The sequence below is a fragment of the Escherichia sp. WS338 genome (assembly GCF_046486405.1).
Classification (GTDB): domain Bacteria; phylum Pseudomonadota; class Gammaproteobacteria; order Enterobacterales; family Enterobacteriaceae; genus Escherichia; species Escherichia coli.
This window is the reverse complement of the sequence record NZ_JBJQLL010000003.1, coordinates 100,585-121,948: the sequence shown is the minus strand read 5'-3', so window position 1 is coordinate 121,948 and position 21,364 is coordinate 100,585. Positions and strand designations below refer to the sequence as shown.

The window sequence follows — 21,364 nt, the reverse complement described above, 5'->3', positions numbered from 1 at the left end:
TTTAACCTTTATCACAGCCAGTCAAAACTGTCTTAAAAGGAGTGTTTTATGTCACAAACTATCGACCTGACCCTGGACGGCCTGTCCTGCGGTCACTGCGTTAAACGCGTGAAAGAAAGTCTCGAACAGCGCCCGGATGTTGAGCAGGCGGATGTGTCTGTCACTGAAGCGCACGTTACCGGGACTGCCAGTGCAGAACAGCTGATCGAAACCATCAAACAAGCGGGTTATGACGCATCTGTAAGCCACCCAAAGGCTAAACCGCTGGCGGAGTCATCAATCCCGTCGGAAGCACTGACAGCGGTTTCTGAGGCGCTTCCGGCAGCGACCGCCGATGACGATGACAGCCAGCAGTTGCTGCTGAGCGGCATGAGCTGCGCCAGCTGTGTCACCCGCGTACAAAATGCGTTGCAAAGCGTACCGGGCGTCACTCAGGCACGGGTAAACCTGGCGGAGCGTACTGCGCTGGTGATGGGCAGTGCCTCCCCACAAGATTTAGTGCAGGCGGTGGAAAAAGCGGGCTACGGCGCGGAAGCGATTGAAGATGACGCTAAACGCCGCGAGCGCCAGCAAGAAACCGCCGTCGCTACGATGAAGCGCTTCCGCTGGCAGGCGATTGTCGCACTGGCGGTGGGTATCCCGGTGATGGTCTGGGGGATGATCGGCGATAACATGATGGTCACCGCCGACAACCGCAGCCTGTGGTTGGTTATCGGCCTGATAACCCTGGCGGTAATGGTTTTCGCCGGCGGCCATTTTTACCGCAGCGCATGGAAAAGCCTGCTGAACGGTGCAGCGACGATGGATACGCTGGTGGCGCTGGGTACGGGCGTGGCGTGGCTCTATTCAATGAGCGTCAACCTGTGGCCGCAGTGGTTCCCGATGGAAGCGCGACATCTTTACTATGAAGCCAGTGCGATGATTATCGGTCTGATTAATCTCGGTCATATGCTGGAAGCGCGCGCACGTCAGCGTTCTTCTAAGGCGCTGGAGAAATTACTCGATTTAACCCCACCGACGGCGCGCCTGGTCACCAACGAAGGTGAAAAAAACGTGCCGCTGGCAGATGTTCAGCCAGGTATGTTGCTGCGCCTGACGACGGGTGATCGGGTGCCGGTAGATGGTGAAATTACCCAGGGCGAAGCGTGGCTGGATGAAGCGATGCTGACGGGCGAACCAATCCCGCAGCAAAAAGGCGAAGGCGATAGCGTCCATGCCGGGACAGTGGTACAGGACGGCAGTGTGCTGTTTCGCGCCAGTGCGGTCGGCAGCCATACTACGCTGTCACGGATCATTCGCATGGTGCGACAGGCCCAGAGCAGCAAGCCAGAAATCGGTCAACTGGCGGATAAAATCTCCGCTGTGTTTGTGCCGGTGGTGGTAGTCATTGCGCTGGTCAGTGCGGCAATCTGGTATTTCTTTGGCCCGGCACCGCAAATTGTTTATACCCTGGTGATTGCCACCACGGTGCTGATTATCGCCTGTCCGTGTGCGCTGGGACTGGCGACGCCGATGTCGATTATTTCGGGCGTCGGGCGGGCGGCTGAGTTTGGCGTGCTGGTGCGGGACGCCGACGCGCTGCAACGCGCCAGTACGCTCGACACCGTGGTGTTCGATAAAACCGGGACGCTGACCGAAGGGAAGCCGCAGGTTGTCGCAGTAAAAACATTTGCTGATGTTGATGAAGCGCAGGCGCTGCGTCTGGCGGCGGCGCTGGAGCAAGGTTCCAGCCACCCGCTGGCACGGGCGATCCTCGATAAAGCAGGTGATATGCAGCTGCCGCAGGTCAACGGTTTCCGCACATTGCGCGGGCTGGGTGTGAGCGGTGAAGCTGAAGGTCATGCGGTATTGCTGGGTAATCAGGCGCTGTTAAATGACCAACAGGTCGATACCAAAGCAATTGAAGCAGATATTTCAGCTCAGGCATCGCAAGGGGCAACGCCTGTGCTGCTGGCGGTTGACGGGAAAGCGGTAGCCCTGCTGGCTGTACGCGATCCGTTGCGTAGTGATAGCGTGGCGGCGCTGCAACGCCTGCATAAAGCGGGATATCGCCTGGTGATGCTAACCGGGGATAACCCGACCACCGCCAATGCGATCGCTAAAGAAGCAGGGATTGATGAGGTGATAGCCGGCGTGCTGCCAGACGGTAAAGCCGAAGCGATCAAACGTCTGCAAAGTGAAGGACGTCAGGTAGCAATGGTGGGCGACGGCATTAACGATGCGCCAGCGCTGGCTCAGGCGGATGTCGGTATTGCGATGGGTGGCGGCAGTGATGTTGCCATTGAAACCGCGGCGATTACCCTGATGCGCCATAGCCTGATGGGTGTTGCGGATGCGCTCGCAATTTCCCGCGCAACGCTGCGCAACATGAAGCAGAACCTGCTCGGTGCGTTTATCTACAACAGCATTGGTATTCCGGTCGCCGCCGGTATTTTGTGGCCGTTCACCGGTACGCTGCTTAACCCGGTGGTCGCCGGAGCGGCAATGGCGCTCTCGTCGATTACCGTAGTGAGTAACGCCAACCGGTTGCTGCGGTTTAAACCGAAGGAATAAGTACATCATTGCGGATGCACTGCTTTAGGGTGGCGCATCCGTTATAGGGAAATTATTCTACGCGACCTTTTTTGCACGCTCTTCACGGCGTGCCAAATATTCAGCCACTGTTTCAATCCGTCCCAATTCTTCCTGGGTACGCATGTTGTTTTCAACTTCCCAAAGATCAACTGCCGCCTGGAGGTTTAGCCAAAAATCGACTGTGGTATCAAAAACTTTCGCCAGACGGAATGCCATCTCAGTGGTGAGTTTACGATTGTTATTGATCAGTGCACTGACGCTATTACGATGAACATGCAGCAACTCTGCTAACTCATTGATTTTCAAATCGAGCGGTTCCAGATATTCATAGAGAAGAATATCTCCGGGTGTCGTCGGTTTTCTTGTTGCCTGTTTCATAGTTTTACCTTTCTCGTCAATACGACAGCTATGTTTTAGTAGTTGTGTGGGTCTAAAAACAATTCTTCGGCCTTGCCATTAACCCATTTAAAAATCAGTCGGTACTGTTTATTCACTCTAATGGAGGAGTATTCCTGTAATTTCCCGGATAACTCTTCGTATCGGTTCCCCGGAGGGGAGCGTAAATCCCGATGAGAAGTGGCAGCATTAATGATGTCCAACTTTCGTGATAACGTGGTATGGATTTCAGCAGGGATCTTTCGATGTGGCGTTGAATGGACAAAAAAATCAGCCAACCAGGCATCACGAAAACTCCTTATATTTTTCTTTTGAGCCATTCCTCTCTCATCTCCTTGTCCATTATTTAATCATTGTAATGCACACAAGCACTGTGCGCAAGTGCAACAATCAACTCCATTTGCGCCATCCCTCCCCGCGCGCTAGCATGATATTTCACAAAGGGAGGTCGTATGGATCTGTTGTACCGGGTAAAAACGCTTTGGGCCGCGCTGCGCGGTAATCATTACACCTGGCCTGCTATCGATATCTCTCTTCCCGGCAATCGCCATTTTCATCTGATTGGCAGTATTCATATGGGTAGCCACGATATGGCTCCCCTGCCCACCCGTTTGCTCAAAAAGCTCAAAAACGCCGATGCGCTGATCGTCGAGGCGGATGTTTCCACCAGCGATACGCCTTTTGCTAATTTGCCTGCCTGCGAGACGCTGGAAGAGCGCATTAGCGAGGAGCAACTCCAAAATCTGCAGCATATTAGCCAGGAGATGGGCATTTCTCCGTCGCTCTTTTCTACTCAACCGCTGTGGCAAATCGCGATGGTTCTTCAGGCGACGCAGGCACAAAAACTGGGGCTGCGGGCAGAATACGGTATCGATTACCAGCTATTGCAGGCGGCGAAGCAACAACATAAACCCGTGATTGAACTGGAAGGGGCAGAAAACCAGATTGCCATGTTGCTCCAGCTCCCTGACAACGGACTGGCGCTGCTGGACGATACGCTGACCCACTGGCACACCAACGCACGGTTGCTGCAACAAATGATGAGCTGGTGGCTGAATACACCGCCACAAAATAATGAAATAACGCTGCCTAATACGTTCAGTCAGTCGCTGTACGATGTGCTGATGCATCAGCGAAATCTCGCCTGGCGGGACAAATTACGCGCCATGCCGCCGGGGCGATATGTGGTCGCGGTTGGTGCACTACACCTGTATGGAGAAGGGAATTTGCCGCAGATGTTGCGCTAAAAAAATGGCCAATATCGCTATTGGCCCGTCAAAGAGGAATTTCATTTTTTTATTATTATGCCGTCACTTTAAGCGACGGTGTAACTCGATTGTCGCTCAATCTCACCATCCTGCCAATACTCTTAGGCAAGATGACTCTTTTTTTTGGACCGCCATCAGGCGTATGCTTGCTTCGTTTTTTTGTTTAAGGCAGGAAAATTACCATGACACCCGCAGTTAAATTACTCGAAAAAAACAAGATTTCGTTTCAAATCCACACCTACGAGCACGATCCGGCTGAAACCAATTTTGGCGATGAAGTCGTCAAAAAATTAGGTTTGAATCCGGATCAGGTCTACAAAACGCTGCTGGTCGCAGTGAACGGTGATATGAAACACCTTGCCGTGGCCGTTACGCCGGTCGCAGGTCAACTGGATCTTAAAAAAGTAGCAAAAGCGCTGGGTGCCAAGAAAGTTGAGATGGCCGATCCGATGGTCGCGCAGCGTTCGACGGGATATCTGGTTGGAGGGATTAGCCCACTGGGGCAGAAAAAACGTCTGCCAACGATTATCGACACCCCCGCACAAGAATTTGCCACTATTTATGTTTCCGGCGGCAAGCGCGGTCTGGATATCGAACTGGCGGCAAGCGACCTGGCAAAGATACTCGATGCCAAATTTGCTGATATCGCCCGTCGCGATTAAGCATTGTGCCGGATGCGAACATCCGGCACTTTCGGATTACTGCCAGCTCACCTCACCTTTCGGTTCATAAACACTCACATCCAGCGGCGAGCTTTTCTGGATATACGCTTTCAGCACTTCGGCATCAATAAAGCCGGTATTCACATAGCCCGGTTTGTTATCAAGGCGCGGATAGCCATCCCCGCCGGTGGCATTGAAGTTTAATGTCGCCATGCGGTAAGTTTTCGCCGGATCGACCGGTTCGCCTTTGATTTTCAGGTCGTTCAGTTTACCGTCTTTCGCCACAAAGCTAACGTTGGCAAATTGCGGGTAGGCACCTGAATCTGGCTTCATCTGCGCGACGGCGGTCAAGTAATCAATCACCTCTTTACCGGTCATGTCGGCATACACCACCACATTGCCGAATGGCTGCACTTTCAGTACGTTTTTATAGCTGATATCACCTGCTTCGATAGAATCACGAATTCCGCCTCCGCTCATCACCGCAAAGTCGGCACCAGTGCGATCCATTTGTGCTGCCAGAATCAACCGCCCCATATTGGTCTGTACAAAACGCACTTTGTCACGATCGCCTTCCAGACGACCATTGGTTTCGCCTATTTTCACTTCCAGCTGCGCTTTGCCTTTGTTCTGGAACGGTGATAACAGCGAGATCATTTGCTGGTTTTCAGCGATTTCAGGGGTGTACAGCACGCGCTCGCTTTTCCCGTCTTCCCAGGTCACTTTCTTCTTCAGGTTCACCGGAATCAGCTGGTAGTTAACCATTTTCATTTCGCCATTACGAAACTCAAAATCAGCCCGTCCCACGTATTTGCCCCACTCATGCGCCTGCACAATCCAGATGCCGTTTTGTTGATCCGGTTTGCATGGCGTACCCGGCACGTAATCGACCTGTTTTTTGTTTTCTGCCGCCATACAGACCGGATCTTGCGAGTGACCACCGACGATCATCGCCAGCGATCCGGCAGGCAGCGCGCGTGCCATCTCCACATCGCCCGGTGCGTTAGAGCCGTGCTCACCATTGTCGTAATGCCCCATATGGGTCGCCGCGATAATAATGTCTGGCTTTTCTGTCTGTTGCAGCTCCTGAATCACCAGCTTCGCTTCATCAGCGGGCTTACGAAATTCGATATCAGTGAAATATTCCGGATTACCAATTTTGGCTGTGTCATCCGTCGTCAGGCCAATAACGGCAATTTTCAGATCCTGACGCTTAAACAGCGCCCATGGTTTAAACAGGCGCTCGCCGGTACTTTTCTGGTAGATATTGGCGGAAAGCAACGGGAACTTAGCCCACTTTTCCTGCTGGCGTAATACGGTGAGCGGGTTATCAAATTCATGATTACCGATCGCCATCGCGTCATAGCCCACCAGATTCATACCGCGAAAATCAGGTTCGGCATCCTGTAAGTCGGACTCGGGCACGCCAGTGTTAATGTCGCCACCGGAAAGTAGCAGCACGCTACCGCCTTCAGCCGCAACCTCTTTGCGGATACCATCCACCAGCGTTTTTTGCGCCGCCAGACCATATTCACCATATTCATTGCGCCAGAGCAGTTTCACTCGCCAGTGTAAATGTGGTTAACAGTGCTAACGCCACGCCCCGCTGCAATAATTTCATACTTCTCTCCCTGACCTGATTTCAACGTGTTGAAAAATAGTATGACGCGACATCATAGATAAGTCTGCGTCCGGTGAAGATAAATCTGCATCCAGATTAGAAATTCTGTATTCAGCGTTGAGACTTCCTTCAGGCGGCGCATACAGGTATGTTAGTCGGGTAATAATCACAAATAAGATCATTCTTTACATCGCAACCCTGAAAAAGTGACTTTCCTATGGCAATGAGTGAACAAACCCAGCCTGTGGCGGGCGCGGCTGCGTCAACGACCAAGGCCCGAACATCGTTTGGTATTTTAGGTGCTATCAGCCTCTCACATCTGCTGAACGACATGATCCAATCGCTGATTCTGGCGATTTATCCGCTGCTTCAGTCAGAGTTTTCTCTGACATTTATGCAGATTGGCATGATAACCCTCACCTTCCAGCTCGCCTCTTCGCTACTGCAACCAGTTGTCGGCTACTGGACCGATAAATATCCGATGCCGTGGTCGTTGCCAATTGGCATGTGCTTTACCTTAAGTGGTCTGGTGCTGCTGGCGCTGGCGGGCAGTTTTGGCGCAGTTCTGCTGGCGGCGGCGCTGGTCGGTACCGGTTCATCGGTCTTTCATCCGGAATCTTCTCGCGTGGCCCGTATGGCGTCCGGCGGGCGGCATGGCCTGGCACAATCTATCTTTCAGGTCGGCGGCAACTTTGGCAGTTCCCTGGGACCCTTGCTGGCGGCGGTGATTATCGCGCCTTATGGCAAAGGCAACGTTGCCTGGTTTGTGCTTGCGGCACTGCTGGCAATCGTGGTGCTGGCGCAAATCAGCCGTTGGTACTCGGCACAGCACCGAATGAATAAAGGAAAACCCAAAGCGACGATTATCAATCCACTGCCGCGCAACAAAGTGGTACTGGCGGTCAGCATTCTGTTAATCCTCATTTTCTCGAAATATTTCTATATGGCGAGCATCAGCAGCTATTACACCTTTTATCTGATGCAAAAATTCGGATTATCTATCCAGAATGCCCAGCTTCATCTGTTTGCCTTCCTGTTTGCCGTTGCGGCAGGTACGGTGATCGGCGGGCCTGTAGGGGATAAAATTGGACGGAAATATGTGATTTGGGGCTCTATCCTCGGCGTTGCGCCGTTTACGCTGATTTTACCCTACGCCAGCCTGCACTGGACGGGGGTTTTAACGGTGATTATTGGATTTATCCTCGCTTCGGCATTCTCTGCCATTCTGGTCTACGCTCAGGAGCTACTTCCGGGACGTATCGGTATGGTTTCTGGACTCTTTTTCGGTTTTGCTTTTGGCATGGGAGGTCTGGGAGCGGCAGTTCTGGGGCTTATCGCCGATCACACCAGCATCGAGTTAGTCTATAAAATCTGTGCTTTCCTGCCACTATTGGGGATGTTGACCATATTCCTGCCTGATAACCGGCATAAAGACTGATTTCATTGCAGCCAAAGGCAAACTTTGGCTGCATCGTTTTACAGTCGCCATAAGCCTTTCCTCTGTTAAACCGCCTTCTGTTTTCCGATCCGTGCTTTTTTTGCAGCTAATTCCATTTTTCTGCAAAATTCAACAATTATTCATAAACATCATCAATGAAATTGTCATAAACTATTACCTGTAATTTTGGTTTTCCCGGCCAAAAATGGACAATAACCACCAGGAAAAGGAGACGGAATGCATCACGCCACCCCGCTTATCACCACCATTGTTGGCGGCCTTGTGCTCGCCTTTATCCTCGGCATGCTGGCCAATAAACTACGTATTTCTCCTCTGGTGGGATATCTGTTAGCGGGTGTGCTGGCAGGACCATTCACTCCGGGCTTTGTTGCCGATACCAAGCTTGCGCCGGAACTGGCTGAACTGGGCGTCATTCTGTTGATGTTTGGCGTGGGTCTGCACTTTTCGCTGAAGGATTTGATGGCGGTAAAGGCCATCGCCATTCCCGGCGCGATCGCCCAGATAGCCGTGGCGACGCTGCTGGGTATGGCGCTCTCCGCCGTGCTGGGCTGGTCGTTAATGACCGGTATCGTGTTCGGCTTATGCCTTTCCACCGCCAGTACCGTGGTGTTACTGCGCGCACTTGAAGAACGGCAATTAATAGACAGTCAGCGTGGGCAAATCGCCATCGGTTGGTTGATTGTGGAAGACCTGGTCATGGTTCTGACGCTGGTGTTGCTGCCCGCAGTGGCAGGAATGATGGAACAAGGCGATGTGGGCTTTGCCACTCTTGCTGTCGATATGGGGATCACCATCGGCAAGGTGATCGCATTTATCGCCATTATGATGCTGGTAGGTCGCCGTCTGGTGCCGTGGATTATGGCACGTAGCGCAGCAACCGGTTCCCGTGAGCTGTTTACCCTGTCGGTGCTGGCGCTGGCGTTAGGGATTGCCTTTGGTGCGGTGGAGCTGTTTGATGTCTCCTTTGCACTCGGTGCGTTCTTTGCCGGGATGGTACTGAACGAGTCTGAACTGAGTCACCGTGCCGCCCACGATACGCTGCCATTGCGCGACGCGTTTGCGGTGCTGTTTTTTGTCTCCGTCGGGATGTTGTTTGATCCGTTAATTCTGATTCAGCAACCGCTGGCAGTGCTGGCGACGCTGGCGATTATTCTGTTTGGTAAGTCGTTAGCCGCGTTTTTCCTGGTGCGACTGTTTGGTCACTCCCAACGTACGGCATTAACTATCGCCGCCAGCCTGGCGCAAATTGGTGAGTTCGCGTTTATCCTGGCGGGACTGGGCATGGCGCTGGATCTGTTGCCGCAAGCCGGGCAGAACCTGGTACTGGCAGGGGCGATTTTGTCGATTATGCTCAACCCGGTCCTGTTTGCGCTGCTGGAGAAATATCTGGCGAAGACCGAAACGCTGGAAGAGCAGACGCTGGAAGAGGCTATCGAAGAAGAGAAGCAGATCCCAGTGGATATTTGCAACCATGCGCTACTGGTAGGTTACGGTCGTGTAGGCAGCCTGCTGGGGGAGAAATTGCTCGCCTCTGATATTCCGCTGGTGGTGATTGAGACGTCACGAACCCGTGTTGATGAACTGCGAGAGCGCGGGGTCCGCGCAGTATTGGGCAATGCGGCGAACGAAGAAATTATGCAACTGGCGCATCTGGAATGTGCAAAATGGCTGATCCTGACGATTCCCAACGGTTATGAAGCGGGCGAGATTGTGGCATCTGCCCGCGCGAAAAATCCGGATATTGAGATTATCGCCCGCGCCCATTATGACGATGAAGTGGCGTATATCACCGAACGTGGTGCAAATCAGGTAGTGATGGGTGAGCGTGAAATTGCCCGTACTATGCTGGAACTGCTGGAAACGCCACCGGCGGGTGAGGTGGTGACGGGGTAAAACATTGATTCCATTGCCGGATGCGATGCTGACGCATCTTATCCGGCCTACGGATGCCATCGTCGTCCGGTCTGGTCGATAACTTAACGATCCCAGTAAGACTCTTCCAGGCTGTCTTCACGCTCCGGCAAGCCGCGCGTTAAACGAGGTGAATGCTGGTTCAGTACCTGATAGCTCACACGGTTAGCATATTTACACACCTGCGCTAACGATGAATAAGTTAACCAGGTGAATTTATGTTTGCTGGAGTTTGGTACGTTGCTACGGTGGTAGCTGTTGGCGGTAATGTCATGCAGCAACGCTGCCAGTGCGCCATCCCCTGCTCCATTAGTGTTCATGATTTTTTCCGGCCCGCCCATGTACGGCGCAATGTGCGAATAGACACGCAGCGGATTCTGGCAATCCTTGTGGCGCATGGCGCGGCTAAACTCATACTGGTTAAATTCCGCTATAGCACCCGGCAGCAGCGGATGCTGGGTTTTACGTTTCGCTTCGTCTTCGGTAAAGCCCGCCATATACAAGCCGATTGGCCCTGCGGTACACAGCACCAGATCAACCCAGTCCAGCGCCTTGTCAGATGCCAACAACGGATCGCTTTCTCCGGTCAACGCTTCGGCTTCATCTTCGTTCATCGCAAGGATAGAGACGTGGTCTTTGAGGAATTGCTGCCACCACTGCGGATTCTCGGCAATGACAAACTTGGTGCCCAGCGTCAGCACCACCGGTACGTTATATTTCTTCGCGTACTCAATAGCTTTCATGGTTGCTTCCGGCATGGGTTCACCCGGCTTGCAACGCACCAGATAAGAGGTGAGAACCAGTGCCGAGGCTCCGGCAATCACATCTTCCGGAATACTTTCAGCCCGCAGCTGGTTCATGTGGCCAGGGCTGATAGCAAAGGTACGTTCCCCGGACTCGCCAATCAGCGTAAAGCAACGACCAATCGGGCCATCCACGCCTTGTAGATAGTTAAGATCGGTACGGCTGGAGGTGTTACACAGGTAACGATAGGCATAGCTGCCAATTTCAATATTGCTGCACATGACGCCCAGCAGCACCGAACGGTCGTCCGCGAGCACCGAGTAGTTGTGCATGGTGTTACCAATGGTGCCACCCGCAAACTGATGGGTAATCAGGTTTTTCTGTTTTAGTTCCTGATAAAGCGCTTCGGCAACGTCATCCTCAATCACCAGTGAATGCCCGGCGCTTAATCCATAACGCTCAATGAATTCATCATCCACTTTCGCTTCAATATCGACCAGCGTTTGATCGATACCCACTACCCAGGCAGCGCTGGTTTCGTTTTCTGGCTGGAATTGCTGAAGCAGCGGATCGCGTGCATTTACGGGGAAGTAATGTTTGGATTTACGTTTACCGGGAAATTTCATGGTTGTTTTTACGGGTGGTTAACTGAGCGGCGAATGTTAACACAATCTGACGGGAGCGCGCGAGACGCAGCCAGTTTCAATATCAGCAGGCGGGATCGCATTTTCATGGCAGTGGTTCCTTACAATGACGTAATTTGAAAGGAGTTTTTGCATGAAGCCGGAAAACAAATTACCCGTTCTGGACCTTATTTCTGCTGAAATGAAGACCGTTGTGAATACTCTTCAGCCGGATTTACCGCCCTGGCCCGCAACGGGAACGATTGCTGAGCAACGACAGCATTACACGCTTGAGCGCCGATTCTGGAATGCGGGCGCTCCAGAAATGGCAACCAGAGCTTACATGGTTCCAACAAAATATGGGCAGGTGGAAACACGTCTCTTTTGTCCGCAGCCAGATAGCCCGGCGACGCTATTTTATTTGCATGGCGGCGGTTTTATTCTCGGCAATCTTGATACCCACGATCGCATCATGCGCCTGCTGGCAAGCTACAGCCAATGTACGGTGATTGGCATTGATTACACCCTTTCACCTGAAGCGTGTTTTCCGCAAGCGATAGAGGAAATTGTGGCTGCCTGTTGTTATTTCCACCAGCAGGCGGAAGATTATCAAATCAATATGTCCCGCATTGGCTTTGCCGGTGATTCCGCAGGTGCCATGCTGGCGCTCGCCAGTACGTTGTGGTTGCGTGATAAACAGATCGATTGCGGTAAAGTTGCGGGCGTTTTGCTGTGGTATGGGCTTTACGGATTACGGGATTCCGTGACTCGTCGTCTGTTGGGCGGTGTCTGGGATGGCTTAACGCAACAGGATTTACAGATGTATGAAGAGGCGTATTTAAGTAACGACGCGGACCGCGAGTCGCCGTATTACTGCCTGTTTAATAATGATCTCACTCGCGAAGTTCCGCCCTGTTTTATTGCCGGGGCGGAGTTCGATCCGCTGCTGGATGACAGCCGTCTGCTTTACCAGACGTTAGCGGCGCATCAGCAGCCCTGTGAGTTCAAACTCTACCCAGGCACGCTGCACGCCTTTTTGCATTATTCACGGATGATGAAAACCGCCGACGAGGCTCTTCGCGACGGCGCTCAATTCTTTACCGCTCAGCTTTAGCGATACGCGGCAACAAGATTAGCCATCATTTCAATATGTTCCGGCGTGGCATTAAGCGCCGGAATATATTCGTATTTTTTCCCGCCCGCACCGAGGAAGACCTCACGGTTTTGCTCGGCAATCTCTTCCAGCGTCTCCAGACAATCCGCAGCAAAGCCCGGGCACATCACCTGAATATGACCTACACCTTTTTCTCCGAGCATTTTCAGCGTTTCGTCGGTATAAGGCATCAGCCAGGGTTCCCGCCCAAAGCGCGACTGAAAGGTCATCATCACTTTTTCCGGTGCCATCCCCAGTGCGGAAGCCAGTTCGCGAGTCGTTGTGCGACAACGTTGCGGGTAATCATCGCCTTCATCTGCATAACGCTGGGGAATGCCATGATAAGAGAGCAGCAGCAGATCCGGTTCGCCATGTTTGGCAAAAGAAGCGCGTACGCTGTTCGCCAGTGCATTAATGTAATCGTGGTTATCGGCGTAATCACGTATAAACGATATCCCCGGAATGCTACGTTTGCGCGCCAGAATGCGTGCCAGTTCATCCCATACCGCACCGACCGTTGAACAGGAGAATTGCGGATAAAGCGGCAGCACCACAATATGATCTACATGCTCTGCCAGTAGTTCATCTACGGCGCTTTCCAGTGATGGCGAGCCGTAGCTCATTCCCAGCGCTACGGGCGTCTCCGGTAAACGTTGTGCCAGCGCCTGCTGTTGCTGGCGGCTGTAAACCATCAGCGGCGAGCCACCTTCCATCCAGACAGAGGCATACAGCTTCGCCACACGCGGCGAGCGCAGCGGCAAAATCACGCCGCGTAGCAATGGCCACCATAACAACCGTGAGGTATCAACCACACGTCTGTCGCTTAAAAATTGTTTCAGATAGCGTTTTACCGCTTCAGGTGTGGGGGCATCGGGCGTCCCCAGGTTTGCCAGCAGGATACCGGTTTTAGTCTGACGCATTACCGCCTCTTATCGATTCAACTTGTTGATAATTGTAGCGGAAAAGTGAAGAAGAAGAACTAATTGCTGTGAGAGGTATTGCCTGAGGAGGATGAGCAGACCTGCCCGAAAGCAGATCTGCTGCGGCTTGATTAGCCGAGGATTTTTTCCAGATCAGCGCGAACTTCAGCAACCGGCTTGGTGCCGTCAACTTTCGCGTATTTGGTGTTACCCGCTTCCGCTTCTTTAGAGTAGTAGCCGATCAGCGGTGCAGTCATCTGATGGTATTCAACCAGACGTTTACGTACGGTCTCTTCCTGATCGTCTTTACGGGTAGTCAGTTCTTCACCGGTAACGTCGTCTTTGCCTTCTACTTTCGGCGGATTGAATTTAACGTGATAAACACGACCAGACGGCGCATGAACGCGGCGGCCGACGATACGATCAACGATCAGTTCGTCCGGTACGTCGAATTCCAGAACGTAATCAACATTGATGCCCGCTTCTTTCATCGCGTCTGCCTGCGGAATGGTACGCGGGAAGCCGTCCAACAGGAAACCGTTGCGGCAGTCTTCCTGAGCAATGCGCTCTTTAACCAGCGCGATCACCAGTTCGTCGGTGACCAGTTTGCCAGCATCCATAATGTCTTTTGCTTGTTTACCCAGCTCGGAGCCAGATTTGACCGCAGCACGCAGCATATCGCCAGTGGAGATTTGCGGAATACCATATTTCTCCATGATGAACTGAGCCTGAGTCCCTTTCCCCGCGCCCGGAGCGCCAAGCAGAATGATACGCATTGCGAAAATCCCCTTAAAATGTGTCGAATTTTTTGAAAAAGCGATAAACGATACCACCAACAGGCGATTGCCTCAAGAAAGGCACCTGAGGCTGAAACGGTTAATGGCAAGATAATTTGCGGAAAGTGCAGATGAAGAAAAGAAAAATGCCGGATGACACGAAGGTCATCCGGCATGGCATCAAGAAACCAGCAGCTGGTTCATACGACGAATAAACAGGTTCGGATCTTCCAGCGTGCCGCGTTCTGCCAGCAGCGCCTGATCCAGCAGCAGTTCTACCCACTCGCTGAACTTCGCTTCATCTTCAGTATCCGCCGCACGTTTCACCAGTACGTGATCCGGGTTCAGTTCGAAGATGTATTTCACTTCTGGCACTTTCTGGCCCGCCGCAGCGAACAGTTTCGCCATCTGAGTGCTCATTTCGTCCGCGTCGGTCGAAACGATCGCTGGCGTATCGGTCAGACGGTGAGTCAGACGGACATCTTTCACGCGCTCGCCGAGCAGGGCTTTCACACGGTCGATGAACGGAGTCAGGGCTTTCTCCGCTTCTTTCGCGCTCTCATCAACTTCGTCAGCCAGTTTTTCCAGCGACTCGTCAACTTTAGACACAGACTGGAACGGTTTACCGTCGAACTCAGTCAGATAGTTCATCATCCACTCATCGATGCGGTCGGAAAGCAGCAGAACTTCGATGCCTTTCTTACGCAGCAGTTCCAGGTGCGGGCTGCTCTTCGCTGCCGCATAGCTGTCTGCGGTAATGTAGTAGATTTTCTCCTGCCCTTCTTTCATGCGGGAAACGTAGTCTTCCAGAGACACGGTCTGCGCAGAAGAATCGGTATGGGTAGAAGCAAAACGCAGCAGTTTGGCGATCGCTTCCTGGTTAGCGAAATCTTCCGCCGGACCTTCTTTCAGTACCAGGCCAAACTGTTGCCAGAAGGTCTGGTATTTTTCCGCGTCGTCTTTCGCCAGTTTTTCCAGCATTTGCAGCACACGCTTGGTCAGCGCATTGCGCAGGTTACGCGTTACCGTGCTGTCCTGGAGGATTTCACGGGAAACGTTCAGCGGCAGATCGCTGGAGTCAATCAGACCACGCACGAAGCGCAGATAGTTCGGCATGAACTGTTCTGCGTCGTCCATGATGAACACACGCTGGACGTACAGTTTCAGGCCATGTTTATGATCGCGGTTCCACATATCCCACGGAGCCTGGGACGGAATGTACAGCAGGCTGGTGTACTCCTGCTTACCTTCAACACGGTTGTGGCTCCAGGTCAGCGGATCGTTAAAGTCGTGGGCGATGTGTTTGTAGAACTCTTTGTACTCTTCATCGGTGATTTCCGACTTGTTACGGGTCCACAGCGCCTGCGCTTTGTTGATTTTCTCCCAGGAGATAACGGTTTCGCCATCCTTCTCTTCGCGTTTTTCGATCTCTACCGGCAGCGCGATATGGTCGGAGTATTTGCTGATGATGGAACGCACGCGCCAGTCATCGAGGAACTCGTCTTCGCCTTCACGCAGATGCAGGGTGATTTCAGTACCACGATCTTCTTTGGTGATGTCGGCAACGGTGTATTCACCTTCACCAGCCGATTCCCAGAAAACACCGTTTTCTGGTTTTTCGCCTGCCGCGCGAGTACGCACGGTCACTTTGTCGGCCACGATAAACGCAGAGTAGAAACCAACACCAAACTGACCGATCAGCTGGCTGTCTTTCGCCTGGTCAGAACCCAGGGATTCGAGGAATGATTTGGTGCCGGATTTAGCGATAGTCCCCAGATGGTCAATCACTTCGTCGCGGGTCATCCCCACGCCGTTATCGGAGATGGTCAGCGTGCGCTTGTCTTTATCGAAAGAGACACGAACGCGCAGTTCGCCATCACCTTCGTACAGATCCGGGTTAGAGAGCGCGCGGAAACGCAGCTTGTCCGCCGCATCGGAGGCGTTAGAGATAAGCTCACGCAGGAAGATTTCTTTATTGGAATAGAGAGAATGGATCATCAGGTGCAGAAGCTGCTTCACTTCTGACTGAAAACCACGAGTTTCTTGTCCTTTCATGTAGGTCTACCTCAATAATGCCATTTTAAGGTTAAAAACAGGATGAGGGAGAGATGGGGACAAGGGGGAATAATTTCAAGCGAGAGCAGGTGATCCTGCTCTCGTTTGCTTAAAAACGAATCTTATGACGCCCGGCAAGGGAGTGTGACAGCGTGGTGCCATCGACCATTTCCAGTTCGCCGCCAACCGGTACGCCATGAGCGATTCGGCTGGCTTCCACGTCATATTGCGCGCAAAGCTCGGCAATGTAGTTAGCGGTAGCTTCACCTTCAACCGTGGGGTTGGTGGCGAGGATCACTTCAGTGATTTTTTCCTCTGCCAGACGCTGTTCCAGACGATCAAGCCCGATATCATCCGGACCGATGCCGTCCAGCGGTGACAGGTGTCCCATCAACACAAAATAACGGCCTGAAAACTGCCCCGTCTGCTCAATGGCGTAGATGTCCGCCGGACTCTCCACCACGCAGATTTGACCGTTTTCCTGACGACGCGGATTCGAACAGATGTTACAGACTTCGTGTTCGGTGAAGGTGCGGCAATCGGCGCAGTGGCCGATTTCCGACATCGCCCGGGTGAGCGCCTGCGCCAGACGCATCCCGCCGCTACGATCGCGCTGAAGCAGCGTGAACGCCATACGCTGCGCCGACTTCGGGCCAACGCCCGGCAGACAGCGCAGTGCTTCCATAAGCTGTGTTAACAGCGGGCTGGTTTGCATCAGAACGGCATCTTAAAGCCAGGCGGCAGCTGCATTCCGGAGGATACAGAGGCCATTTTTTCTTTCTGCGTTTCTTCGATACGACGTGCCGCGTCGTTGAATGCTGCAGCCACCAGGTCTTCCAGCATCTCTTTGTCGTCTTCCAGCAGGCTCGGGTCGATCTCTACGCGACGGCAGTTGTGTGCACCGTTGATGGTCACTTTTACCAGACCTGCGCCAGATTCGCCGGTCACTTCCAGCTGCGCGATCTCTTCCTGCATTTTCTGCATTTTTTCTTGCATCTGCTGGGCTTGCTTCATCAGGTTACCCAGACCGCCTTTACCAAACATAGGTTTCTCTCTCAATCACGTTAAGGATGACGAACGTAAGCTGTGCTTACGATCAAATGGGGCGGATACTTTCTTCATCCAGCTCCGCATCGAAGAACCGACGCAGGGTCTGAATATTATTATCCGCAATAATGGACTCGCGCGCCTGCGCAAGTTTTTCTTCGTATATCGCCTGACGCCATTCCAGCGGCGTACGCACCGCGGGATTATCATCTTCAACGATAGTCAGTTCAACCGTTGAACCTTTTAACGTGCTCAACGCTTCAGCCAGTTTTTGCTGTGCGCCACTGTTATTCAGATGACGCTGAGAGGAGCGCAAATGCAGACACACCGTGTTGCCGTTCTCCTCTTTCCAGGCATTTAACGCCACCTGTTCGACCAGTTTTGGTAGCGAAAGTTGACTCACCTGAGCCGCCCACGGGTCGCGCTCAATGGCTTCTGCCGCCAGCTTCGCCGCCAGTTCCGGCGTTTTTTCATGTTCCAGCGCTTTTTTCAGCGCCTTCGGCGTGGCGACCACTTCTTTTTGCTGCATCACTGGAGTGGTAGCCTTCCAGCGATACGCTTCTTTTTTGGCTGGCGCTTTTTCCAGCGCCGATGGCACCGGACGCGCCTGAACGCGATCGGTGACCGAAGCCAGTCTTTCCAGCGCAGCGTTATTCACCGGCCGCGCGCGGGTAGCGGCTGCCGGTTCACTCTTTTTTGCTTTGGTTGCTCCCTGCACGCGCTGCAACTGCTGGCGCGCCGCCAGCACCTGGCTGGTGGTTTCCGGGAGCGGTACAGTCGGTGCCTGCTGCGGCGCTGATTGCGGTTGCGGCGGCACCTGTGTTGGCGTCATTACTGCCGTTGGCGCAACGGGCGCAAAGGACTGGCGTGGCACTTCTGGCTCAGGCAGCGGCATACGCGGATGGAACGCCAGCGCGCGCAGCAGCGTCATCTCAACACCCATACGGCGGTCTGGCGCATACGGTAATTCTTTGCGACCAATCAACAGCGTCTGATAGTAAAGCTGAATATCCGTCGGCGGTATGGTGCGCGCCAGTTCACGCATCCGCAGCTCAATGGCGGCCATGTCGTTGCCAAGAGCAGCAGGCGAAAGTTGTACCATCGCAATACGATGCAACAGACCGAGCATTTCCACCAGCAACGCTTCCCACTCGATACCACGGGCAGCAGCTTCATTAATCAGCGCCATTACGCGCTCGCCGTTGGCCTCGACCATCGCTTCAACCAGCGATAACGCCTGATCGTCGTCAAGCGTACCCAGCATCGCACTGACCGCCTGGGTTGAAACCTGGCCGTCACCGCTGGCAATCGCCTGGTCGGTCAGACTTAAGGCATCTCGCAGGCTGCCTTCAGCGGCGCGTGCCAACAATTGCAGCGCCCGCGGCTCGTGAGCGATATGTTCTTCGTTGAGGATGTGCTCAAGCTGATGGCGAATTTGCTCGACATCCAGCGCCTTGAGATGAAATTGCAGACAGCGTGACAAAATCGTCACCGGCAATTTCTGCGGATCGGTCGTCGCCAGCAAAAACTTAACGTGCTCTGGCGGCTCTTCAAGGGTTTTTAACAGTGCGTTAAAGCTGTGACGCGACAGCATATGCACTTCGTCGATGAGATAAACTTTGAAACGACCACGCGCCGGAGCGTACTGGACGTTATCCAGCAGGTCGCGAGTGTCTTCAACTTTAGTGCGCGAGGCGGCGTCGATTTCAATCAGATCGACAAAGCGCCCCTGCTCGATTTCACGACAGTTATCGCACACGCCGCACGGCGTCGCGGTAATGCCGGTTTCGCAGTTTAGCCCCTTCGCCAGCAGTCGGGCGATAGAGGTTTTTCCGACGCCACGGGTGCCGGAAAAAAGATAAGCATGATGAATACGCCCTAACGACAAGCCGTTCGCCAGTGCGGTCAGCACATGTTCCTGGCCGACGACGTCAGCAAAGGTTTGTGGGCGCCATTTTCGGGCTAAGACCTGATAACTCATTGGCAGGCTCTGAAACGCTGGAAGGTGGATTCACGAAGGGGTAATGCTAACACAGCCCCGTCAGAACGGCGAGGCTGAATGCACATCTTGTGCTGCCCGTAGCGTGAGCAGCGCAAGACTGACGATAATTAATGGCCCGGGAACGGGACAAGGCTGTAGCTGGTAATGCCCTGTTTTTCGAGACGCTGTTCGCCGCCAAGATCGAACAGGTTGATAATGAACGCAGCGTCAGCTACTTCACCACCCAGACGACGGATCAGTTTAACGGTCGCTTCGATAGTGCCGCCGGTTGCCAGCAAATCGTCCACCACCAGAACTTTGTCGCCCGGTTTGATGGCATCAACGTGGATTTCCAGCTGATCGGTGCCGTATTCCAGGTCGTAAGTTTCACTGATGGTTTCACGCGGCAGTTTGCCCGGTTTACGGACCGGTACAAAGCCAACGCCCAGACCCAGAGCTACCGGAGCGCCAAACAAGAAGCCACGTGCTTCGGTGCCGACCACTTTGGTAATGCCCGCATTTTTGTAACGCTCAACCAGCAAGTCGATGCTGAGAGCGTAAGCTTTCGGGTCTTCCAGTAAGCTGGTGACATCGCGGAAAAGAATGCCGGGTTTTGGGTAGTCCTGAATGCTTTTGATGCTATTTTTGAGATACTCAAGCTGCTGTGCAGTCGCGGTCATAAGTGTATGCCTGCTTGTTACGGTGGTACTCACGGCGCGTTTTAAACGTATCAAAAGTAACAGTTGTTTAACCTTTGACCGCCTGCGCCTGTGCTCGAAAACGCCAGAATGTACTGGCTGTACGCAATAATTGCAACTGCGATTGTTGTGCTTCAGTGCTTTTCTTGCTTTTCATCAATCACTGGAATTCGCCACATATAAAAAAGCAAACAGGCGAGAATTACCAGCAACATGATGCGCACCCATGGCATCTGGACGAACCACAGAGAAATGGCAAACGTGAGCAAAATAAGCAAAATCGCCCGCGGTTTGACGCCGCGCGGCATCGCATGATGTTTCTGCCAGAAACGTAGATAGCTGCCAAACCATGAGCGGTACAGCAACCAGGCGTGAAAGCGCGGGGAAGAACGGGCAAAGCACCAGGCCGCCAGCAGGATAAACGGCGTCGTCGGTAATACCGGTAATACCACGCCCAGCGTACCCAGCACTACCGCCAGCCAGCCAATGATGATTAAAATGATTCGTTGCATATTGAGTGTTGTCAGCTTACAGAGTTGCTACTTTAGCATAACAATTATCATTTTCATTGAGGTCTTATCGTGAAAACCGCCCTGCTGCTGGAAAAACTGGAAGGACAGCTCGCTACGCTGCGTCAGCGTTGTGCCCCGGTAGCGCAATTTGCCACGCTAAGCGCCCGTTTTGACAGGCATCTTTTTCAGACTCGTGCGACAACACTGCAGGCTTGTCTCGATGAGGCGGGCGATAATCTGGCTGCGCTTCGTCATGCGGTTGAGCAGCAACAGCTGCCGCAAGTCGCCTGGCTGGCGGAACATCTGGCGGCGCAACTGGAGGCTATAGCGCGTGAAGCCACAGCCTGGTCGCTACGCGAGTGGGACAGTGCGCCACCGAAAATTGCCCGCTGGCAGCGTAAACGTATTCAGCATCAGGATTTTGAGCGGCGGCTAAGTGAGATGGTTGCTGAACGTCGAGCCCGCCTGGCGCGGGTGACCGATCTCGTGGAACAGCAAACGCTGCATCGTGAAGTGGAAGCCTATGAAGCGCGCCTGGCACGCTGCCGCCATGCGCTGGAAAAAATCGAAAACAGGTTAGCGCGTTTAACCCGCTAGCAATGGAGAGAGTATGTCACTGGAAAATGCCCCTGACGATGTCAAACTGGCCGTCGATTTGATTGTGCTGCTGGAAGAAAATCAGATCCCAGCCCGCACCGTACTGCGCGCGCTGGATATTGTAAAACGCGATTATGAAAAGAAATTAACGCGCGATGATGAGGCGGAAAAGTGAGAAATAAATGGGGTCGCTAAATGTCCCCTAAGATTGCGGGCAAACGCAAAACTGCCTGATGCGCTACGCTTATCAGGCCTACACCGCTCCTGCAATATATTGAATTCTTGCGGTTTCGTAGGCCGGATAAGGCGGTCACGCCGCATCCGGCATGAACAACGCGCACTTTGTCAGTAATCTCGGGGCAACTAA

General features: G+C 53.1%; 19 protein-coding genes, 1 pseudogene and 1 other annotated feature. Of the genes and pseudogenes, 8 read left to right on the top strand and 12 right to left on the bottom strand.

Going from position 1 to position 21,364, the window contains the following annotated elements; all coding sequences use genetic code 11:
* Window positions 1–48: 48 nt before the first annotated feature.
* Window positions 49–2,553: a copper-exporting P-type ATPase CopA gene (copA, locus tag ACJHWT_RS03310; protein WP_000083999.1), complete on the top strand. Its 2,505-nt coding sequence runs from the start codon at window positions 49–51 to the stop codon at window positions 2,551–2,553.
* A gap of 57 nt (window positions 2,554–2,610) precedes the next feature.
* On the opposite strand, the gene ACJHWT_RS03305 is transcribed toward copA, so the two are convergent.
* Both ACJHWT_RS03305 and ACJHWT_RS03300 read right to left on the bottom strand, forming a co-directional pair.
* On the bottom strand, window positions 2,611–2,952 hold the full coding sequence (locus ACJHWT_RS03305) for a HigA family addiction module antitoxin (protein ID WP_000806442.1): 342 nt from the start codon (window positions 2,950–2,952) through the stop codon (window positions 2,611–2,613).
* Between the two features lie 35 nt (window positions 2,953–2,987).
* Complete coding sequence (locus tag ACJHWT_RS03300; protein ID WP_000057523.1) at window positions 2,988–3,290, bottom strand: type II toxin-antitoxin system RelE/ParE family toxin; 303 nt, start codon at window positions 3,288–3,290, stop codon at window positions 2,988–2,990.
* Window positions 3,291–3,422: 132 nt separating this feature from the next.
* Here ACJHWT_RS03300 and ACJHWT_RS03295 point away from each other — a divergent pair, with 132 nt between their 5' ends.
* Window positions 3,423–4,217, top strand: coding sequence for a TraB/GumN family protein (locus tag ACJHWT_RS03295; protein WP_000365161.1), 795 nt, complete (start codon window positions 3,423–3,425; stop codon window positions 4,215–4,217).
* Between the two features lie 203 nt (window positions 4,218–4,420).
* Window positions 4,421–4,900: a Cys-tRNA(Pro)/Cys-tRNA(Cys) deacylase YbaK gene (ybaK, locus tag ACJHWT_RS03290; protein WP_000186638.1), complete on the top strand. Its 480-nt coding sequence runs from the start codon at window positions 4,421–4,423 to the stop codon at window positions 4,898–4,900.
* A 36-nt stretch (window positions 4,901–4,936) separates the two neighbouring features.
* On the opposite strand, the pseudogene ushA reads toward ybaK, so the two are convergent.
* A pseudogene (gene ushA / locus ACJHWT_RS03285) lies at window positions 4,937–6,521 on the bottom strand (bifunctional UDP-sugar hydrolase/5'-nucleotidase).
* A gap of 217 nt (window positions 6,522–6,738) precedes the next feature.
* On the opposite strand from ushA, the gene fsr reads away from it, so the two are divergent.
* Both fsr and ybaL read left to right on the top strand, forming a co-directional pair.
* Window positions 6,739–7,959 (top strand): fosmidomycin MFS transporter, encoded by a 1,221-nt coding sequence (fsr, locus tag ACJHWT_RS03280; protein WP_001251634.1) that lies wholly within the window; start codon window positions 6,739–6,741, stop codon window positions 7,957–7,959.
* A gap of 237 nt (window positions 7,960–8,196) precedes the next feature.
* Window positions 8,197–9,873, top strand: coding sequence for a YbaL family putative K(+) efflux transporter (gene ybaL, locus ACJHWT_RS03275; RefSeq protein WP_000546224.1), 1,677 nt, complete (start codon window positions 8,197–8,199; stop codon window positions 9,871–9,873).
* 83 nt (window positions 9,874–9,956) lie between these two features.
* On the opposite strand, the gene gsk is transcribed toward ybaL, so the two are convergent.
* Window positions 9,957–11,261 (bottom strand): inosine/guanosine kinase, encoded by a 1,305-nt coding sequence (gene gsk / locus ACJHWT_RS03270; protein WP_000671574.1) that lies wholly within the window; start codon window positions 11,259–11,261, stop codon window positions 9,957–9,959.
* A 151-nt stretch (window positions 11,262–11,412) separates the two neighbouring features.
* On the opposite strand from gsk, the gene aes reads away from it, so the two are divergent.
* Window positions 11,413–12,372: an acetyl esterase gene (gene aes, locus ACJHWT_RS03265; protein WP_000801797.1), complete on the top strand. Its 960-nt coding sequence runs from the start codon at window positions 11,413–11,415 to the stop codon at window positions 12,370–12,372.
* On the opposite strand, the gene hemH is transcribed toward aes, so the two are convergent.
* The 8 genes from hemH to ACJHWT_RS03225 all read right to left on the bottom strand — a co-directional run bounded on the left by hemH (window position 12,369) and on the right by ACJHWT_RS03225 (window position 20,400).
* Window positions 12,369–13,331 (bottom strand): ferrochelatase, encoded by a 963-nt coding sequence (gene hemH, locus ACJHWT_RS03260; protein ID WP_001250105.1) that lies wholly within the window; start codon window positions 13,329–13,331, stop codon window positions 12,369–12,371. The genes aes and hemH overlap by 4 nt on opposite strands.
* A gap of 131 nt (window positions 13,332–13,462) precedes the next feature.
* Window positions 13,463–14,107 carry an adenylate kinase gene (gene adk, locus ACJHWT_RS03255; RefSeq protein ID WP_001220233.1) on the bottom strand — a complete coding sequence of 215 codons (645 nt, stop codon included), beginning with the start codon at window positions 14,105–14,107 and terminating at the stop codon, window positions 13,463–13,465.
* Between the two features lie 180 nt (window positions 14,108–14,287).
* Window positions 14,288–16,162, bottom strand: a complete 1,875-nt coding sequence (htpG, locus tag ACJHWT_RS03250) for a molecular chaperone HtpG (RefSeq protein WP_000678201.1) — start codon at window positions 16,160–16,162, stop codon at window positions 14,288–14,290.
* 109 nt (window positions 16,163–16,271) lie between these two features.
* Window positions 16,272–16,877, bottom strand: coding sequence for a recombination mediator RecR (gene recR / locus ACJHWT_RS03245; RefSeq protein ID WP_001195017.1), 606 nt, complete (start codon window positions 16,875–16,877; stop codon window positions 16,272–16,274).
* Window positions 16,877–17,206 (bottom strand): YbaB/EbfC family nucleoid-associated protein, encoded by a 330-nt coding sequence (locus ACJHWT_RS03240; RefSeq protein ID WP_000467098.1) that lies wholly within the window; start codon window positions 17,204–17,206, stop codon window positions 16,877–16,879. Before ACJHWT_RS03240 ends, recR begins: the two co-directional genes overlap by 1 nt.
* 52 nt (window positions 17,207–17,258) lie before the next feature.
* Window positions 17,259–19,190: a DNA polymerase III subunit gamma/tau gene (gene dnaX, locus ACJHWT_RS03235; RefSeq protein ID WP_000122011.1), complete on the bottom strand. Its 1,932-nt coding sequence runs from the start codon at window positions 19,188–19,190 to the stop codon at window positions 17,259–17,261.
* Window positions 17,862–17,926 (bottom strand) — a sequence feature (DnaX frameshifting element). It overlaps the preceding gene by 65 nt.
* A gap of 128 nt (window positions 19,191–19,318) precedes the next feature.
* On the bottom strand, window positions 19,319–19,870 hold the full coding sequence (gene apt / locus ACJHWT_RS03230; RefSeq protein ID WP_000127356.1) for an adenine phosphoribosyltransferase: 552 nt from the start codon (window positions 19,868–19,870) through the stop codon (window positions 19,319–19,321).
* Between the two features lie 152 nt (window positions 19,871–20,022).
* Complete coding sequence (locus tag ACJHWT_RS03225; protein WP_001188905.1) at window positions 20,023–20,400, bottom strand: DUF454 family protein; 378 nt, start codon at window positions 20,398–20,400, stop codon at window positions 20,023–20,025.
* 69 nt (window positions 20,401–20,469) lie between these two features.
* On the opposite strand from ACJHWT_RS03225, the gene priC reads away from it, so the two are divergent.
* Together priC and rsmS are read left to right on the top strand one after the other, a co-directional pair.
* Window positions 20,470–20,997 (top strand): primosomal replication protein N'', encoded by a 528-nt coding sequence (priC, locus tag ACJHWT_RS03220; protein ID WP_000844858.1) that lies wholly within the window; start codon window positions 20,470–20,472, stop codon window positions 20,995–20,997.
* Window positions 20,998–21,010: 13 nt separating this feature from the next.
* Window positions 21,011–21,172, top strand: coding sequence for a pleiotropic regulatory protein RsmS (gene rsmS / locus ACJHWT_RS03215; protein ID WP_000051146.1), 162 nt, complete (start codon window positions 21,011–21,013; stop codon window positions 21,170–21,172).
* Window positions 21,173–21,364: the final 192 nt, after the last annotated feature.

Coding starts and splice junctions, on each gene's coding strand:
- hemH (WP_001250105.1), bottom strand. CDS start 13,331: ATGCGTCAGACTAAAACCGGTATCCTGCTGGCAAACCTGGGGACGCCC.
- ACJHWT_RS03225 (WP_001188905.1), bottom strand. CDS start 20,400: ATGCAACGAATCATTTTAATCATCATTGGCTGGCTGGCGGTAGTGCTG.
- adk (WP_001220233.1), bottom strand. CDS start 14,107: ATGCGTATCATTCTGCTTGGCGCTCCGGGCGCGGGGAAAGGGACTCAG.
- ACJHWT_RS03240 (WP_000467098.1), bottom strand. CDS start 17,206: ATGTTTGGTAAAGGCGGTCTGGGTAACCTGATGAAGCAAGCCCAGCAG.
- apt (WP_000127356.1), bottom strand. CDS start 19,870: ATGACCGCGACTGCACAGCAGCTTGAGTATCTCAAAAATAGCATCAAA.
- ybaL (WP_000546224.1), top strand. CDS start 8,197: ATGCATCACGCCACCCCGCTTATCACCACCATTGTTGGCGGCCTTGTG.
- rsmS (WP_000051146.1), top strand. CDS start 21,011: ATGTCACTGGAAAATGCCCCTGACGATGTCAAACTGGCCGTCGATTTG.
- dnaX (WP_000122011.1), bottom strand. CDS start 19,190: ATGAGTTATCAGGTCTTAGCCCGAAAATGGCGCCCACAAACCTTTGCT.
- aes (WP_000801797.1), top strand. CDS start 11,413: ATGAAGCCGGAAAACAAATTACCCGTTCTGGACCTTATTTCTGCTGAA.
- recR (WP_001195017.1), bottom strand. CDS start 16,877: ATGCAAACCAGCCCGCTGTTAACACAGCTTATGGAAGCACTGCGCTGT.
- ACJHWT_RS03305 (WP_000806442.1), bottom strand. CDS start 2,952: ATGAAACAGGCAACAAGAAAACCGACGACACCCGGAGATATTCTTCTC.
- gsk (WP_000671574.1), bottom strand. CDS start 11,261: ATGAAATTTCCCGGTAAACGTAAATCCAAACATTACTTCCCCGTAAAT.
- ybaK (WP_000186638.1), top strand. CDS start 4,421: ATGACACCCGCAGTTAAATTACTCGAAAAAAACAAGATTTCGTTTCAA.
- fsr (WP_001251634.1), top strand. CDS start 6,739: ATGGCAATGAGTGAACAAACCCAGCCTGTGGCGGGCGCGGCTGCGTCA.
- htpG (WP_000678201.1), bottom strand. CDS start 16,162: ATGAAAGGACAAGAAACTCGTGGTTTTCAGTCAGAAGTGAAGCAGCTT.
- ACJHWT_RS03300 (WP_000057523.1), bottom strand. CDS start 3,290: ATGGCTCAAAAGAAAAATATAAGGAGTTTTCGTGATGCCTGGTTGGCT.
- ACJHWT_RS03295 (WP_000365161.1), top strand. CDS start 3,423: ATGGATCTGTTGTACCGGGTAAAAACGCTTTGGGCCGCGCTGCGCGGT.
- copA (WP_000083999.1), top strand. CDS start 49: ATGTCACAAACTATCGACCTGACCCTGGACGGCCTGTCCTGCGGTCAC.